This is a genomic window from Streptomyces sp. H39-C1 (genome assembly GCF_027158125.1).
GTDB lineage: Bacteria > Actinomycetota > Actinomycetes > Streptomycetales > Streptomycetaceae > Actinacidiphila > Actinacidiphila fildesensis.
Genome location: NZ_JAPVLS010000020.1, coordinates 1 through 16,476, shown reverse-complemented (window position 1 = coordinate 16,476; position 16,476 = coordinate 1). Strand labels below are relative to the sequence as shown.

General features: G+C 69.6%; 12 protein-coding genes and 1 pseudogene. 10 read left to right on the top strand and 3 right to left on the bottom strand.

What is annotated here, in order from left to right:
• Nucleotides 1-150 (top strand): annotated as a pseudogene (locus O3W51_RS15675) (TolB-like translocation protein); the annotation flags it as partial.
• A gap of 24 nt (nucleotides 151-174) precedes the next feature.
• On the opposite strand, the gene O3W51_RS15670 reads toward O3W51_RS15675, so the two are convergent.
• Nucleotides 175-1,293 carry a sulfite oxidase gene (locus tag O3W51_RS15670; protein ID WP_138353763.1) on the bottom strand — a complete coding sequence of 373 codons (1,119 nt, stop codon included), beginning with the start codon at nucleotides 1,291-1,293 and terminating at the stop codon, nucleotides 175-177.
• A gap of 214 nt (nucleotides 1,294-1,507) precedes the next feature.
• On the opposite strand from O3W51_RS15670, the gene O3W51_RS15665 reads away from it, so the two are divergent.
• Nucleotides 1,508-2,887: an FAD-binding oxidoreductase gene (locus O3W51_RS15665; protein ID WP_138353764.1), complete on the top strand. Its 1,380-nt coding sequence runs from the start codon at nucleotides 1,508-1,510 to the stop codon at nucleotides 2,885-2,887.
• Between the two features lie 82 nt (nucleotides 2,888-2,969).
• Here the strand turns inward: O3W51_RS15665 and O3W51_RS15660 are convergent, their stop codons facing one another.
• Complete coding sequence (locus tag O3W51_RS15660) at nucleotides 2,970-4,331, bottom strand: glutamine synthetase family protein (protein ID WP_138353765.1); 1,362 nt, start codon at nucleotides 4,329-4,331, stop codon at nucleotides 2,970-2,972.
• A gap of 274 nt (nucleotides 4,332-4,605) precedes the next feature.
• Between O3W51_RS15660 and O3W51_RS15655 the strand changes: the two genes are divergently transcribed.
• From O3W51_RS15655 to O3W51_RS15620, 8 genes are all read left to right on the top strand, one after another.
• The gene (locus O3W51_RS15655) at nucleotides 4,606-5,010 is read left to right on the top strand and encodes a DUF6153 family protein (RefSeq protein WP_269286243.1); all 405 of its coding nucleotides are present in this window, start codon (nucleotides 4,606-4,608) and stop codon (nucleotides 5,008-5,010) included.
• A 91-nt stretch (nucleotides 5,011-5,101) separates the two neighbouring features.
• Entirely contained in the window at nucleotides 5,102-6,715 is a 1,614-nt protein-coding gene (locus tag O3W51_RS15650; RefSeq protein ID WP_138353767.1) for a multicopper oxidase family protein, read from the top strand.
• A gap of 114 nt (nucleotides 6,716-6,829) precedes the next feature.
• Complete coding sequence (locus O3W51_RS15645) at nucleotides 6,830-7,879, top strand: LacI family DNA-binding transcriptional regulator (RefSeq protein WP_138353768.1); 1,050 nt, start codon at nucleotides 6,830-6,832, stop codon at nucleotides 7,877-7,879.
• Nucleotides 7,880-8,132: 253 nt separating this feature from the next.
• Entirely contained in the window at nucleotides 8,133-9,533 is a 1,401-nt protein-coding gene (locus O3W51_RS15640; protein ID WP_138353769.1) for an ABC transporter substrate-binding protein, read from the top strand.
• 197 nt (nucleotides 9,534-9,730) lie between these two features.
• On the top strand, nucleotides 9,731-10,708 hold the full coding sequence (locus O3W51_RS15635) for a carbohydrate ABC transporter permease (RefSeq protein ID WP_138353770.1): 978 nt from the start codon (nucleotides 9,731-9,733) through the stop codon (nucleotides 10,706-10,708).
• Between the two features lie 15 nt (nucleotides 10,709-10,723).
• Entirely contained in the window at nucleotides 10,724-11,614 is an 891-nt protein-coding gene (locus O3W51_RS15630) for a carbohydrate ABC transporter permease (protein WP_138353771.1), read from the top strand.
• 108 nt (nucleotides 11,615-11,722) lie between these two features.
• Entirely contained in the window at nucleotides 11,723-13,396 is a 1,674-nt protein-coding gene (locus tag O3W51_RS15625) for a glycoside hydrolase family 13 protein (protein ID WP_269286239.1), read from the top strand.
• A 118-nt stretch (nucleotides 13,397-13,514) separates the two neighbouring features.
• Nucleotides 13,515-15,278 carry an NAD+ synthase gene (locus O3W51_RS15620; RefSeq protein WP_138353773.1) on the top strand — a complete coding sequence of 588 codons (1,764 nt, stop codon included), beginning with the start codon at nucleotides 13,515-13,517 and terminating at the stop codon, nucleotides 15,276-15,278.
• Between the two features lie 11 nt (nucleotides 15,279-15,289).
• On the opposite strand, the gene O3W51_RS15615 is transcribed toward O3W51_RS15620, so the two are convergent.
• Complete coding sequence (locus O3W51_RS15615; RefSeq protein WP_381586814.1) at nucleotides 15,290-16,207, bottom strand: endonuclease/exonuclease/phosphatase family protein; 918 nt, start codon at nucleotides 16,205-16,207, stop codon at nucleotides 15,290-15,292.
• Nucleotides 16,208-16,476: the final 269 nt, after the last annotated feature.

Here is a 16,476-nt window from a genome sequence, read left to right as displayed (position 1 = left end):
GACGACCAAGCGGTCTGGACCGACGACCGCACCGTCGCCTACTCGCTGCCGGGCGACTTCGGCGCGGACCTCTACACGGTCCCCGCCGACGGCACCGGCACGCCCCGCACGCTGACCCCGGCGGCGCTCGCCCCCGCGTACATCGGCTGACGCGCGGACGACCCCCGGCTCAGGTCAGTCGTCCGGAAGGCAGTGGACGGTGATCCGCTGGACGAGGTTGTTGCCGAAGCCGCCGCGGTTCCACGCCTGGGCGAGCGGCTGGGTGTTGCCCTCGGCGTCGGTGGCGCGGGCGCTGAGCACATGGCGGCCGGGCTCCGCCGTCCAGGACGCCCGCCAGCTCCGCCAGGCCAGGTCGTGTCCGTCCGGCGGGGCGAGCTCGGCCGCCCGCCAGGAACGTCCGTCGTCCGTACTCACCTCGGCCTTCGTGACCGGTGCCAACCCGGACCAGGCCCTGCCCTCCAGCGGCACCGGGCCGGGGCGTACGACGCGGGTCCTGGACATGAAGTCCGGGAACCCGGGCGGGATCATCAGCGCCCGCGGGGCGATCCGGGTGACCGGCTCGCCGGGTTCACCGGCCCGCTGCCGGTAGCGGTACGCCACCGTCTGCTGGAATCCGGTGAACGGCGTGTCGGTGAGCGTGATCCCGCGCAGCCACTTCACCTGCGCCATCCCGTACCAGCCGGGCACCACCAGCCGCAGCGGGTGGCCGTGCTGCGGCGGCAGGGGCAGCCCGTTCATGGCGTACGCGACCAGCACCTCAGGATCGGCGCCGGCGGCCACCGCCAGCGGCAGACTCCACCGGTAGTCCTGTTCGACACCGCGCTCGACACCGTGGTCCGCGCCGCGGAAGACGGCCTCGACGGCAGCCGGCTCCACTCCCGCCTCGGCGAGCAGCACTCGCAGCGGCACCCCGGTCCACTCGGCCGTTCCGACCGCCTCGACCAGCCACGGCTGGCTCACCGGCCGCGGGGTGAGCCGCGCCCGGCCGTTGCCCGCGCACTCCATCGTCACGCGGTGGGTGACGGCGGGGAACGAGCGCAGGGCCGCCATGTCCAGTGTCAGCGCCGTCCGGACGCTGCCTCCCACGGTGAGCCGCCAGTCGTCCTCCCGGGCGGCGGGGATGTCGTAGTGGACCAGCACGTAGTGCAGTCCCGGCGGGGTCAGGTCGTAGCGCAGGGCCTCCAGCGGCAGGCCGTGGTTGCGGGCCGCGAGCGCGAGTTCCTCCGGGCTGATCCCCTCCGCGGGATCCGCGAGGCGGCCGGCCGGGCTGATGTCGGCGAAGCGTCCGTCCATTCCTTCATGGTGCGCTTCCGGCCGAACCCAGGCATCCGGGTGAACATGCGATCCTCCCCGACCGGCGGGATGCTGGATGTATCGGCCTGGGGTCCGCGATGCCCCATGGCAGATGGAGGGTGCCCAGGGCGTCGGCGCACAACCGCCCACCGGCGGCCCGGCCGGGGAGCGGCCAGGTGGAGGAGGCGGCCCGAGTCTCGCCGAGGAGATCGCCATGGACGGCAGCACACTTGAAGCGATGCGGACCGCGTTGCGCGGCCCGGTCATCGCTCCGGAGGATCCCGACTACCCGGAGGCCCGCAAGGTCTACAACGCCATGGTCGACAAGCGCCCGGCCGCGATCGTGCGCTGCTCCGACACGGCGGACGTCATGGCCGCGGTGGACTTCGTCCGTGAGCAGGGACTGGAACTCGCCGTCCGGGGCGGCGGGCACAGCGGCGCCGGTCTGTGCCTGGTCGACGACGGCGTCACCGTCGATCTGTCACCGATGCGCTGGGTGCGTGTCGACCCCGCCGCGAAGACCGCCCGGGTCGGCGGCGGGTCCCAGCTCGGCGACCTGGACCACGCCACCCACGCGTTCGGGCTGGCCGTACCCGCCGGCATCATGTCGACGACCGGCGTCGGCGGGCTCACCCTCGGCGGCGGCCACGGCCACCTCACCCGCAAGTACGGCCTCACGATGGACAGTCTGGTGGCCGCCGACGTGGTGCTCGCCGACGGCAGCTTCGTCACCGCGAGCGAGAACGAGAACCCGGACCTGTTCTGGGCGCTGCGCGGCGGTGGCGGCAACTTCGGCATCGTCACCTCGTTCCGCTTCCGGCTGCACCCGGTGCACACCGTCGGTCTCGCGATCAGCCTCTGGCCGGTCGACCACATCCACGAGGTGCTGCGCTGGTACCGCGACTTCCTGCCGCAGGCGCCCGAGGACCTGAACGGCTTCTTCGCCGTCCTGGCCGTCCCGCCCGGCCCCCCGTTCCCCGAGGAGATCCACGGCCGCAAGATGTGCGGTGTCGTGTGGTGCTGGACCGGGGACCCGGACGGCATCGAGCAGGCCCTGGCCCCGGTGAACGACGCGGGCACGCCGGCCTTCCACTTCTCGACGCCGATGCCGTACCCCATGCTGCAGACCATGTTCGACGAGCTGATCCCGAAGGGCCTGCAGTGGTACTGGCGCGGTGACTTCTTCGACCGGATCACGGACGACGCCATCGACGTGCACGCCAAGTACGCCGAGAACCTCCCCACCGACCTGTCGACCATGCACCTCTACCCGGTCGACGGAGCCGCGCACCGGGTCGCCGCGGGCGACACGGCATGGGCCTACCGGGACGCCATGTGGTCCGGCGTCATCGGCGGCATCGACCCCGACCCGGCCAACGCGGGGCTCGTGAAGGACTGGTGCGTCAACTACTGGGAGGACCTGCACCCGCACTCCATGGGCGGCGGCTACGTCAACTTCATCGGCGCCGGCGAGAGCCAGGACCGCGTCAGGGCCACCTACGGCGACCACTACGACCGGCTCACGGCGCTCAAACGCACCTACGACCCGGACAACCTCTTCCACGCCAACCAGAACATCGCCCCGGCCCCGTAGCCACCAAGGGCGGCAGCGCGAACGGCATCCGGGCCGACGGCATGACGCCGCCGGCCCGGATGCCGTCACGAACGAGACGCTCTTACAGGTTCGGCAGGTTCTTCCGCAGCTCGAAGGCGGTGACCTCGGAGCGGTACTCCTCCCACTCCTGCTTCTTGTTGCGCAGGAAGAAGTCGAAGACGTGCTCGCCGAGCGTTTCCGCGACCAGTTCGCTGCGCTCCATGAGGGTGATGGCCTCGCCCAGGTTCTGCGGGAGGGGCTCGATACCCAGGGCGCGGCGTTCGGCGTCGGAGAGGGCCCAGACGTCGTCGTCGGCGCCGGGCGGGAGCTCGTAGCCCTCCTGGATGCCCTTCAGGCCGGCGGCGAGCAGGACCGCGTAGGCGAGGTAGGGGTTGGCGCCGGAGTCGATGGAGCGGACCTCGACGCGGGTGGAGCCGGTCTTGCCGGGCTTGTACATCGGGACGCGGATGAGCGCGGACCGGTTGTTGTGGCCCCAGCAGATGTACGAGGGGGCCTCGCCGCCGGCGCCCGCGGTGCGCTGCGAGCCGCCCCAGATGCGCTTGTAGGAGTTCACCCACTGGTTGGTGACGGCGGAGATCTCGCCGGCGTGCTTGAGCAGCCCCGCGATGAAGGAGCGGCCGACCTTGGAGAGCTGGAACTCCGAGCCGGACTCGTAGAACGCGTTGCGGTCGCCCTCGAAGAGGGAGAGGTGGGTGTGCATGCCCGAGCCGGGGAAGTCCGAGAACGGCTTGGGCATGAAGGTCGCGTGCACGCCCTGCTCCAGCGCGACCTGCTTCATCACCAGCCGGAACGTCATGACGTTGTCGGCGGTGGACAGCGCGTCGGCGTAGCGGAGGTCGATCTCCTGCTGGCCGGGCGCGCCCTCGTGGTGGGAGAACTCCACCGAGATGCCCATCGACTCCAGCATGGTGATCGCCTGGCGGCGGAAGTCCATGCCGACGTTCTGCGGAGTGTGGTCGAAGTAGCCGGAGTTGTCGGCCGGGGTGGGGATGCTGCCGTCGAGCGGCTTGTCCTTGAGCAGGAAGAACTCGATCTCGGGGTGGGTGTAGAAGGTGAACCCGAGGTCGGAGGTCTTGGCCAGTGCGCGCTTGAGGACATAGCGCGGGTCGGCGTACGAGGGCGAGCCGTCCGGCATGAGGATGTCGCAGAACATCCGCGCGGTCCCGGGGCCCTCGGCACGCCACGGCAGGATCTGGAACGTGCTGGGGTCGGGCTTGGCGATCATGTCCGACTCGTAGACCCGGGCGAACCCCTCGATCGCCGAGCCGTCGAAGCCGATGCCCTCGTCGAAGGCCTGCTCCAGTTCGGCGGGGGCGACGGCGACCGACTTCAGATAGCCGAGCACGTCGGTGAACCACAGCCGTACGAAGCGGATGTCGCGCTCTTCGAGCGTACGGAGCACGAACTCCTGCTGCTTATCCATTTCCACCCATCCTCGCTGATCAGGCTGCCTGCTCCCGCGCCGCGGGGCACCTCGGGGCACATGAGCATCCCACCACACGGTTTCTGGCACGTTTCGGACCTCGTCCGAACGCACGAGCCGGTGGGGGCGTACTGCTGTGCCCATACTGCCTGCTGTTTTGCGCCCTGCGTAACGGGCGCCGGTGATCCGTCGGACACCTGTGGCGACCAACGCCCGGTTGTCGGTGCGCTTGTGTAGGGTCCTGTCAGGTTCCGATACCGGAGAGGGGTATGCGATGACGCGCCGGATGCTCCTGTTCGCCGCTCTCCTCCTCGGGATTTTTGCCATGCACGCGGTGGGCCATCCGGCGGGCGGCGGCCATGAGGAGACGCGGCCCGCCGCCGTGGACCGGGCCTCCCAGCATGGCGCCTCCCCTGATGCGATGGGAATGGCGCATGAGGGCGCCGACCGGCACGGGCCGGCGCCCGCGCACCGGCCCGCTCACGACACGAGCCCGCTGACGCTCTGCCTGGCCGTGCTCGGCACCGCCGTCGTCGTCCTGCTCGCCGCCCTCGGCCTGCCGGCCGGCCCGCCGGCCGGCTCCGTCGCGGCGGCCCGCTCCCTGCTCCCCCGGGGGCGGTGGCCGTGGCCACCGCCCCCACGCATACCCCTCTCCCGTCTGCCGGTGCTGCGCATATAGGACGCCGCCCGGCCGCCCCGGGGCCTGTACCCCGGGGACGGTCACGCGGTCCGTCCTGCCCATCCATCGACACCCATGAGGTGTATTCAGCATGCGTACCTACCACCGCCGCGCCGTGCTCGGCGCGGGAATCGCGGTCGCCGGAGGCGGCCTGCTCGCCGCCTGTTCCGGCGGATCCGCGTCGTCAGGGCATCCCGGACACGGCAACTCCCAGTCCGCGGGAGACGGATACCTCGCGCCCGACGGCCCCGAGGTCGTCGCCGCGGAGAAGGCGCGCGCCGGGGACGGACCGGTCAGCGAGGTCCGGCTGACCGCCGTCGAAGGCGTCGTGGACCTCGGCGGGCCCACGGTCAGGACCTGGACGTACGACGGCGAACTGCCCGGCAAGGAGATCCGGGTGATGGCGGGCGGCACCCTGTCCGCGACGCTCGCCAACCATCTGCCGCAGGCCACGTCCGCGCACTGGCACGGCCTCGCCCTGCGCAACGACATGGACGGGGTACCGGGGCTGACCCAGCCCGCCATCAAGGCCGGCGCCGACTACGCGTACCGCTTCGCGGTCGCCCGGCCGGGCACGTACTGGTTCCATCCGCACACCGGCGTTCAGCTGGACCGCGGGCTGTACGCGCCGCTCATCGTCGAGGACCCGAAGGAGCCGCTGCAGTACGACAAGGAGTGGGTCGTCGTCCTGGACGACTGGGTGGACGGGGTCGACGGCAGCACCCCGGACGCGGTCCTCGCCGAGCTCACCAAGAGCGCGAGCACGGCGGCCGCCGGCAGCAGTGGCCGGAGCGGGACGGACCACTCCGGCATGGACGGCATGGAAGGAATGGACGGCCCGGCGAGCCAGGACCCGGCCGCCCCGGCCGGACCCAGCCGCATGCTGACGGGCGCCACCAGCGATCTGCTCGGCGGCGACCCGGGCGATGTGAAGTACCCGTACTACCTCGTCAACGGGCGCGCCCCGCAAGCCCCGCGCGGCTTCACCGCCAAGCCCGGCGACCGGATCCGGATCCGTTTCGTCAACGCGGGCGGCGACACCGCCTTCCGCGTCGCGCTCGGCGGGCACCGGATGACCATCACGCACACCGACGGTTACCCCGTCGTGCACGCCGCGACCGACGCGCTGCTGATCGGCATGGGCGAACGGTACGACGTGCTGGTCACGGCGGGTGACGGGGTCTTCCCGCTGGTCGCCCTCGCGGAGGGGAAGGACGCGGCGGCGCTGGACGTGCTGCGCACCGGCGGTGGAACGGCGCCGACCGCCGCCGACCGCCCGCAGGAACTGTCCGGGCGGCTCCTCCAGGCCGGCGATCTGCGGCCCGACCCTTCGGTGGCCCTGCCGGACCCAGGCCGGACGCCGGACCGCACGGTCGAGCTGCGGCTGACCGGCAGCATGGCCAACTACAACTGGGCCTTCGAAGGGGCGGCTTACGATCCGGCGGTCCGCCATGACGTGCGGCAGGGCGAACGGGTCCGGCTGACGCTCGCGAACAACACCCGGATGTGGCATCCCCTGCATCTGCACGGGCACACCTTTTCGCTGACCGGCGGCGGCGCCCGCAAGGACACCGCTATCGTGCTGCCCGGACGGACACTCAGCGTCGATCTCGACGCGGACAATCCAGGACTGTGGATGATCCACTGCCACAACGTCTACCACGCGGAGGCGGGCATGATGGCGGTCCTCGGCTACCGCCAGTAACGGATCACCGGTGTCCGGGGTGATCCCCCGGACACCGGGCCGGACGCGGAACCTTGCAGGATTGGCGCAAATTTCCCGCAAGAAACTTGCGAAACCTGTACTAGAGTTGACGTCATGACACGACGACTTGCCACGGTGGCAAAGAAGGTCGGGGTGAGCGAGGCGACCGTCAGCCGAGTGCTGAACGGGAAGCCCGGAGTCTCCGATGCGACCAGAGCCGCAGTGCTGACCGCACTCGATGTGCTCGGTTACGAACGACCGACCCAGCTGCGCGGGGAGCGTGCCCGGCTTGTCGGGCTCGTTCTCCCGGAGCTTTCCAATCCGATCTTCCCGGCCTTCGCCGAGGTGGTGGGCGGCGCCCTGGCACAGCAGGGGTTCACGCCCGTGCTCTGCACCCAGACCGTCGGCGGGGTGTCGGAGGCCGACTACGTGGAGTTGCTGCTGCAGCAGCACGTCTCCGGGGCGATCTTCTTCGGCGGTCTGTACGCCCAGGCCGAGTCGTCGCACGAGCACTACGCCCGGCTCGCCGAGCGCAATCTGCCCACCGTGCTGATGAACGCCGCCATCGACGATCTCGACTTCCCGAGGGTGTCCTGCGACGACGCGGTCGCCGTGGAACAGGGGATGACCCATCTCGCGTCGCTCGGCCATGAGCGGATCGGCCTGATCCTGGGCCCGCCCGACCACGTTCCGTCGCGGCGCAAGCTCGCCGCGGCCCGCCGCTGGATCGGGCAGCGCGGCGGCGAACTCCCGGACACCGCCGTCGAACACGCGCTGTTCACCCTGGAGGGCGGGCAGGCCGCGGCCAGCCGGCTGATCCAGCGCGGCGTCACCGCCGTCATCTGCGCGAGCGACCCGATCGCGCTGGGCGCCATCCGGTCCGCCCGCCGCCGCGGGCTGTCGGTGCCCCAGGACTTCTCGGTCATCGGCTACGACGACTCGATGTTCATGAATTGCATCGATCCGCCGCTCACCACCGTGCGCCAGCCCATCGAAGCCATGGGACGGGCCGCCGTCGACCTGCTCAGCGGTCAGATCAGCGGCACTCCGGTCGACCACGACGAGCTGCTCTTCGAGCCCGAGCTCGTCGTACGCGGCTCCACGGGCCCCGCGCCGCGGGCCGCGCAGCCCCAGCAGCCGGGGGTGGAAGCGACCAGCAGGTAGGGCCGGTCCGGCTCCGGCGGTCGTTGGCAATCTCGTTGGCAACCCTCCCCGACACCACTGACTGGGAAACGGCTTCGTAATCAAGTCGTGTCTTTGCGAGCTTCGCGCGAAATCTTGCGGACATCTATCGGGTTCAGTACCTTGAGCCCACCCGAGACGGCGGCGCACACCCCGCGCCACGCAACCGCGCAGGGTTCGCAGATCTCAGAGCGCGGAGCATCGTCGCGCAGTGGTTCAGGGGAAGGGTTGATCAATGAAGACAAACCGCTACCGGACGCTGGTGGCCATCGTGCTGGTCGCCGGCGTCGGCATGACCGCCGCGGCATGTTCCGACAGCAAGGACACGGCCAAGGACCCCGGTTCAGGTGACAAGGGCGCGAGCGCCAAGCTGGATCCCAGCACCAAGGTCACCATCAGCGTCGACTGCATGCCGCCCACCACCAAGGCGGCCGAGCGCAAGCAGTGGCTCGACGACATAGCCGCGTTCAAGGTGCTCTACCCGAACGTCACGGTGAACGGCAAGGACGGATTCCCATGCGAGGATCCGGCGAAGTTCACGGCCATGATGAAGGGCGGAACGCAAACAGACACCTTCTACACGTACATGACCGACAAGGACCAGGTTCTGGACGCGGGTCAAGCCGCTGACATCACTCCGTACGTCACGCCGGAGACCGTCCCGAACCTCAACGACATCGACCCCAACGTCATGAACGTGCTGAAGGACGGCGGCAAGCTGTACGGCCTGCCCACCTCGAACTACCAGATGGGCCTGATCTACAACCGCAAGATCTTCACCCAGGCCGGTCTCGACCCCAACAAGCCCCCGACCACCTGGGAAGGCGTGCGGGCCGCGGCCAAGACGATCCAGGACAAGCTGGGCAGCCAGGGCATCCACGGCTTCATCGAGAACGCCGGCGGCAACCAGGGCGGTTGGCACTTCACCTCGGAGCTCTACGGGCTCGGCGGCCAGGTGACCTCCGAGGACGGCAAGAAGGCCGCCTTCAACACGGACGAGAGCAAGACCCTCCTGCAGACCCTGCATGACATGCGCTTCACCGACAACAGCCTGCCCGCGACCCCCGGACTCGCGTGGGGCGACGTCCAGAAGGCCATGGGCACCAGCAAGGTCGGTATGTACGTCGGTGCTCCTGACGACATCCCGCTCGTCGTCCAGCAGTACCAGGCCAAGTTCGAGGACCTCGGCATGGCGCCGATCCCGGGCGGCAAGACCTCGCTGTTCGGCGGCGCCGACTACATGTTCAAGAAGTCGTCCACGCCCGACCAGATCAAGGCCGGCATCGCCTGGGTCAACTTCAAGTTCCTGACCTTGGAGAAGGGCCAGTTCAACTACGCCCGCAACAAGACCGACGGCATCCCGGTCGGACTGCCGCAGCCGTTCTTCTTCACCGGCGCGTCGAAGGACAAGGACACCTCCACCAAGACCGCGAGCGCGACCGTACCGGTCGAGAACTTCGCCACCTACGTGGCCGCCCAGGTCCCGGTGAAGCCCGAGCCGCCGAACGCCCAGAAGATCTACACGGTCCTGGACAACGCGATGTCGGGTGCGCTGACCAACAAGAACGCCGACATCGGCAAGCTCCTCACCACCGCTGAGACGCAGGTCAACACGTTGCTGGCCGCCAGCCAGTAGAGGGGGCGCGCGGGCCGGCCCACCGGCCGGCCCCGCGCTGCGGCGATCTTCCGCTGAACCCCCAGTCGAGGAGTTCTCGTGACTCCTCCCCCTCGTGAACGAGGGGGCTTCTCACTCGGTTCGAAAGAACCTCATGACGGCCAAGCCCTGACCGCTGCCCGAAGGGCAGAAGAAAAGGCTAGCACCGAGGAGTTCTCATGGCGGCGACCACCGTCTCCCACAACAAGGCCAAACGCGGTTCCGGGCAGTCGTCGCCGAGGGGTTCCCGGCGCCGTCCGGGACTTCCGGACGAGAACGCCCGCGCGGGGTTCGGCCGGAGACTGCGCCGCGATCTGCAGGCGCATGCATTCATGATCGGCGCGGTGCTCTGCTTCGGATTCTTCTCCTGGTATCCGATGGTCCGCGAAGTCATCATGAGCTTCCAGAAGACCAAGCGCGGCGAGACCACCTGGGTGGGCTGGAAGAACCTCGAAACGGTCTGGAACGACCCGGGGTTCTGGCCGGCCTGGCGCAACACGATGCAGTTCACGCTGTACGCGCTGGTGATCGGATTCGCGGTGCCGTTCGTCATCGCCATCGTTCTCAACGAATTCCGGCACGCCCAGGCGTATCTGCGCATCCTGGTGTATCTGCCGGTGATGCTGCCGCCGGTCGCCGGGGTGCTGCTCTTCAAGTACTTCTACAACCCGGAATACGGCCTCTTCAATCACATCCTGCATTTCCTGCACCTGCCGGAACAGGCCTGGCTGGACTCGTCGAGCACCGCGATGATCTCCGTGGTGATCGCGGCCACCTGGATGAGCGCCGGCGGCGCCACCCTCATCTACCTGGCGGCACTGCAGAACGTGCCGGGTGAGCTGTACGAGGCCGCCGACCTGGACGGTGCCGGGCTGCTGAGCAAGATCTGGCACATCACCATCCCGCAGACCAGGCCGGTCCTGTCGCTGATGCTGCTGCTCCAGATCGTGGCGACGATGCAGGAATTCACCAACGTCTATCTGCTCACCGGCGGCGCCGGCCCGGAGAACTCCACCGGGACCGTGGTCTACATGGTGTACCAGTACGCGTTCCGCTACGACAGCTTCGGCAGCGCCTCGGCGCTCGGACTCATCATGCTGGTGGTACTCGGCGGATTCTCCGGCCTGTACGCGCGGCTCAGCCGCAACAGCGACTAGGACGGGGAGAAGGACATGGCAGCGAACCAACCGCAGCAGCGCACCCTGATATCCGCGGCCGCGCTGAACAGGCCCCGCGGGAAACTCATCTACTGGACCGTTCTCTCGCTGACCGTCGTGGTCTTCACCCTGGTCTTCCTGGGGCCGCTCTACTGGATGGTCTCCGGCGGCTTCAAATCCGCGCAGGAAGTGCTCCAGAATCCGCCGACCCTCTTCCCCAAGGACCCGAAGCCGGGCACCTACAAGACGGCGTGGAGCCAGCTGAAGATCGCCCGGCTGCTGTTCAACACGATGTACTACGCCTTCGGCGCGCTCGCCTTCCAGCTGGTCTTCGACGTGGCCGCGGCCTACGCGATCTCCAAGCTGCGGCCGGTGCTGGGGAATCTGATCCTCGGCATGATGCTGGCCACGCTGATGATCCCGGCCGCCGTGCTGATCGTGCCGCAGTACCTGACCGTGCTCGACCTGCCGCTGCTGCACATCAATCTGATCGGCACCCCCTGGGCGATCTGGCTGCCCACCGTGGCCAACGGGTTCAACATCTTCCTGCTGAAGCGGTTCTTCGACTCGATCCCCGAGGACCTGATGTCCGCGGCGGCGATCGACGGGGCGAGTCCGCTGCGGACCCTGTGGTCGATCGTGCTGCCGATGTCCAGACCGATCCTCGGCGTGGTGTCCATCTTCGCGGTGGTCAACGTGTGGAAGGACTTCCTCTGGCCGATGCTGGTGCAGCCCGACACGGACAAGCAGCCGATCAACATCGGGATCAACTCCCTGTCGCAGGGCGTGCCGCAGAACGTCCTCATCGCCGCGCTGGCCATCTCGGCCCTGCCGACGATCGCCATCTTCCTGCTCTTCCAGCGCAACATCATGTCCGGTCTGACCGCGGGCAGCCTCAAGGGCTGACCAGCGCTTCGCCAGGACTGAACCCCTCAGAACTCCGCCGCCGGTCCCCTGCCCCATCCCCGCTGAATGGCCGGCGGCGGGGTCCCTCCTGCCCGAAAGGACGTCTCCGTGGCAGACACCCGCCCGCCCGTCTCCGACCCCCACCCCGCTGCGGGCGACTGGTGGCGCAACGCGGTCATTTACCAGGTGTACCCGCGTAGTTTCGCCGACGGCAACGGCGACGGGATCGGAGACCTCGCCGGTGTCCGGGCCAAGCTGCCGTACCTCGGCGAGCTGGGCGTGGACGCCCTCTGGTTCAACCCCTGGTACCCCTCCCCCATGTTCGACGGCGGCTACGACGTCGCCGACTACCGGGACATCGACCCGGTGTTCGGCACCCTGGCCGAGGCCGAGAAGCTGATCTCCGAGGCACTGGACCTGGGGATCCGCAGCATCATCGACATCGTCCCCAACCATGTCTCGTCCGCCCACCCGTGGTTCCGCGAGGCGCTGGCGGCCGGTCCCGGCAGTCCGGCCAGGGAACGCTTCTGGTTCCGGCCCGGGCGCGGCGAGCACGGCGAACTGCCGCCCAACAACTGGCCGTCCCAGTTCGGCGGGGTGCCCTGGACGCGGACCGTGAACGACGACGGAACGCCCGGCGACTGGTACCTGCACCTGTTCGACAGCCAGCAGCCGGACCTGAACTGGGAGCACCCGGACGTGCGGCGCGAGCACGAGGACGTGCTGCGCTTCTGGTTCGACCGGGGCGCGGCGGGAGTGCGCATCGACTCCGCGAGCCTGCCCGTGAAGGACCCGGCCCTGCCGGACCTGACCGAGGACCGGGACGGCCCGCACCCCTACGACGACCGCGACGAGCTGCACGACATCTACCGCTCCTGGCGCCGGATCGCTGACTCCTATCCCGGCAGCCGCGCGCTGATCGGTGAGGTGTGGATGCCCGACGCGGAGCGGTTCGCGCGGTATCTGCGGCACGACGAGATGCACACCGCCTTCAACTTCGACTTCATGTCGTGCCCCTGGGACGCGGCGCTGCTCCGCGCGTCCATCGACACGACGCTCGCCGCGCACGAGCCGGTGGGCGCGCCCGTCACCTGGGTGCTGTCCAACCACGACGTGACCCGCACGGTGACCCGTTACGGCCGTTCCGACACCGGCTTCGACTTCGCGACCAAGGCCCACGGCACCCCGACCGACCTGGTGCTCGGTACCCGCAGGGCGCGCGCCGCCGCGCTGCTGACGCTGGCGCTGCCCGGCTCGGTCTACCTCTACCAGGGCGAGGAACTGGGGCTTCCCGAGGTCGAGGACATCCCGGCCGAGCGGCTGCAGGACCCGATGTACCTGCGCTCCGGCGGCACCGTGCCGGGGCGGGACGGCTGCCGCGTCCCGATGCCGTGGTCGGGGAAGGAGCCGCCGTTCGGCTTCAGCCCCGACGGCGCGGCGCGGCCGCCGTGGCTGCCGCAGCCCGCCGACTGGGCGGACCGGACGGCCGGGGCGCAGACCGGTGACGCCGCCTCGATGCTGGAGCTCTACCGCTTCGCGCTGCGGCTCCGGGCGACCGAGCCCGGTCTGGGGGACGGGCCGATCCGCTGGCTGGAGAGTGCACCCGGGGTGCTGGCGTTCCGCCGGACGGACGCTTTCACCTGTGTCGTCAACCTTTCGGACCAGGCCGTCGCGCTACCGCCGGACACCGCCGTGCTGCTGGCCAGCGGCCCGCTCACCGGCGATCTGCTGCCGTCGGACACGGCCGTCTGGCTGCGGACCCGGGACGGATCCGGCGCCTGACGGGACCCGGCGGGCCCCTGCGGGACACGGGTGCGGGACGTGTCGGGCCGACGCGATGTGCTGGCGGACACGCCGTCCGGCCAGGACATCGCGTCGGTGTGACGATTACAGTGGAGGGGTGCCTCAACTTCGCCTCGCCTTGAATCAGATCGACTCCTGCGTCGGTGACATCGCCGGGAACGCCGAGTCGATCGTGCACTGGACCCGGCATGCGGCAGAGCGTGGAGCCCACCTGGTGGCGTTCCCCGAAATGGTGCTGACCGGATACCCCGTGGAGGACCTCGCGCTGCGGTCGTCCTTCGTCGAGGCCAGCCGGTCCGCGCTGGCCGGGCTCGCCGGCCGGCTGGCCGCCGAGGGCTTCGGGGAACTGCCCGTGATCGTCGGCTATCTGGACCGCAGCGAGAAGGCCCAGCCGCGCTACGGGCAGCCCGCCGGGGCTCCGCGCAACGCGGCGGCGGTGCTGTACCGCGGCGGGATCGCGCTGCGCTTCGCCAAGCACCACCTTCCCAACTACGGCGTCTTCGACGAGTTCCGCTACTTCGTCCCCGGTGACACCCTCCCGGTGATCCGGGTGCACGGTGTGGACGTCGCGCTCGCCATCTGCGAGGACCTGTGGCAGGACGGCGGCCGGGTGCCCGCCACCCGCGCCGCAGGCGCCGGGCTGCTGGTGTCGGTCAACGCCTCGCCGTACGAGCGGGACAAGGACGACACCCGTCTTGAGCTGGTGCGCAAGCGCGCCCAGGAGGCCGGCTGCACCCTCGCCTATCTGGCGATGACCGGCGGCCAGGACGAGCTGGTCTTCGACGGGGACTCGATCGTCGTCTCGGCGACCGGCGAAGTGATCACCCGTGCCCCGCAGTTCGAGGAGGGCTGCGTGCTGGTCGACCTGGAGCTGCCCGCCGCGGGCGCGGTGCCGTCCGGTGTCCTGGACGACGGCCTGGAGATCGAGCACGTCACCCTCTCCACCGAGCCGGTCGCGCGCTACGAGCCGGAGGTGGCCGGCGGCTACGCCGAACGGCTGACCGACGACGAGGAGGTCTACACGGCCCTCGTCACGGGCCTGCGCGCGTACGTCACGAAGAACGGCTTCCGGTCGGTGCTGATCGGGCTGTCCGGCGGTATCGACTCCGCGCTGGTGGCCGCCATCGCCTGCGACGCGATCGGGCCCGCCAACGTCTACGGCGTCGCGATGCCGTCCCGGTACTCGTCGGAGCACTCGATCGGTGACGCCGAGGAACTGGCCCGCCGCACCGGGCTGAACCTCAGGACCGTCCCCATCGCGCCGATGTTCGACGCGTACATGGCGGCGCTGGGGCTCACCGGCCTCGCCGAGGAGAACCTGCAGTCCCGGCTGCGCGGCACCACGTTGATGGCCATCTCCAACCAGGAGGGCCACATCGTGCTCGCGCCGGGCAACAAGAGCGAGCTGGCCGTCGGCTACTCGACCCTCTACGGCGACTCGGTCGGCGCGTACGGGCCCATCAAGGACGTCTACAAGACGACGGTCTTCCAGCTCGCCCGCTGGCGGAACGCGTCGGCCGCGGCGAAGGGCGGGACCCCGCCGATCCCCGAGAACTCGATCAGCAAGCCGCCCAGCGCCGAACTGCGCCCGGGCCAGGTCGACACCGATTCACTGCCCGACTACGACGTGCTCGACCGGGTGCTGGAGCTCTACGTCGACCGGGACCAGGGCCGGGACGCGATCATCGCCGCGGGCTTCGACCCGGAGCTGGTGACCCGGATCCTGAAGTTGACCGATACGGCCGAGTACAAGCGCCGCCAGTACCCGCCGGGCACCAAGATCTCGGCCAAGGGCTTCGGCAAGGACCGGCGGCTGCCGATCACTTCGCGGTGGCGCGAGACCGGCCGCGCGGAGAACTGACCTTCCCCGGCTCAGATCTGCAGACGGGCGGCGACCGGCAGGTGGTCGCTGCCCGTCTTCTTCAACGTCCAGGACCGCATCGGCTCGATGCCCTTGACCATGATCTGGTCGATCCTGGCCATCGGGAAGTCGGCGGGCCAGCTGAAGCCGAAGCCGTTGCCCGCCGCGCCCTGCGTGGAGCGCATCTGTGAGGTGACGGACGCCAGCGAGCGGTCGTTCATGGTGCCGTTGAGGTCACCGAGCAGCACGACCTTGGTCAGCGGCTCCTGCACGATGGACTGCCCGAGCGCGTCGGCCGCGCTGTCGCGCTGCCCGGCGGTGAAGCCCGCGTTGAACTTCACGCGCACCGACGGCATGTGCGCGACGTAGACGGCGATCTGGCCCTGCGGGGTGGAGACCGCGGCCCGCATCGCCCGCGTCCAGCCGAGCCTGATGTCGACCGCGCGCACGCCCTGGATCGGGTACTTGCTCCACAGCCCGACGGTGCCCTGCACCGAGTGGTAGGGGTAGGCGCCGGCCAGCGCCGCCCGGTACGTGGAGACCTGACCGGCCGCCAGCTCCTCCAGCGCGACGAGGTCGGCGCCCGCGGCGATGACGTCCTTCGCGGTGCCGGTCGGGTCGGGGTTGTCGGCGTTCACGTTGTGCGTGAGCACCGTCAGGTTGCCGCCGGACTCCTCGTTGTCGGTGAGCAGTCCGCCGAAGAGGTTGAACCACACCAGGACCGGCAGCAGTACGGCGATCAGCGCCGTCGCCGAGCGGCGCACCAGTGCCACCACCACCAGCACCGGAAGGGCCAGGCCCAGCCAGGGCAGGAACGTCTCCAACAGGCTGCCGAGGTTGCCGATCCGGTTCGGCACGTCGGAGTGGAAGGACAACAGCAGTGCCAGGATCAGCGCGAGAGCGGCGGTGATGATGCCTCTGCGCCACATACCGTCGCGCTGCCAGCCGAAGCGCCGTCGCGCTCCTGAGGCCGAACGGTTCGGCTCGGGGCCGTCCGTGGTCGCGTCGGTCATGTGCGCCTGGGTCATATGGGGGGTCCTCACTGCCTTGCCGATTGCCATGCCGACCCTAAGCTTGTTATTTATGGTCCGGACTCGAACATCGAGTAGGACACCATCACTCACCTGGGCCTTTACCGGACAGGCGGACGGCCTCCGCATGAGCATGCGTTCTGTCACCGAACCGCACTCATACGAAG

Bases quoted from the DNA above. Each gene is read 5' to 3' on its own strand.
- O3W51_RS15660 (WP_138353765.1), bottom strand. From the start codon at position 4,331: ATGGATAAGCAGCAGGAGTTCGTGCTCCGTACGCTCGAAGAGCGCGAC.
- O3W51_RS15630 (WP_138353771.1), top strand. From the start codon at position 10,724: ATGGCAGCGAACCAACCGCAGCAGCGCACCCTGATATCCGCGGCCGCG.
- O3W51_RS15615 (WP_381586814.1), bottom strand. From the start codon at position 16,207: ATGTGGCGCAGAGGCATCATCACCGCCGCTCTCGCGCTGATCCTGGCA.
- O3W51_RS15665 (WP_138353764.1), top strand. From the start codon at position 1,508: ATGGACGGCAGCACACTTGAAGCGATGCGGACCGCGTTGCGCGGCCCG.
- O3W51_RS15670 (WP_138353763.1), bottom strand. From the start codon at position 1,293: ATGGACGGACGCTTCGCCGACATCAGCCCGGCCGGCCGCCTCGCGGAT.
- O3W51_RS15635 (WP_138353770.1), top strand. From the start codon at position 9,731: ATGGCGGCGACCACCGTCTCCCACAACAAGGCCAAACGCGGTTCCGGG.
- O3W51_RS15655 (WP_269286243.1), top strand. From the start codon at position 4,606: ATGACGCGCCGGATGCTCCTGTTCGCCGCTCTCCTCCTCGGGATTTTT.
- O3W51_RS15645 (WP_138353768.1), top strand. From the start codon at position 6,830: ATGACACGACGACTTGCCACGGTGGCAAAGAAGGTCGGGGTGAGCGAG.
- O3W51_RS15650 (WP_138353767.1), top strand. From the start codon at position 5,102: ATGCGTACCTACCACCGCCGCGCCGTGCTCGGCGCGGGAATCGCGGTC.
- O3W51_RS15640 (WP_138353769.1), top strand. From the start codon at position 8,133: ATGAAGACAAACCGCTACCGGACGCTGGTGGCCATCGTGCTGGTCGCC.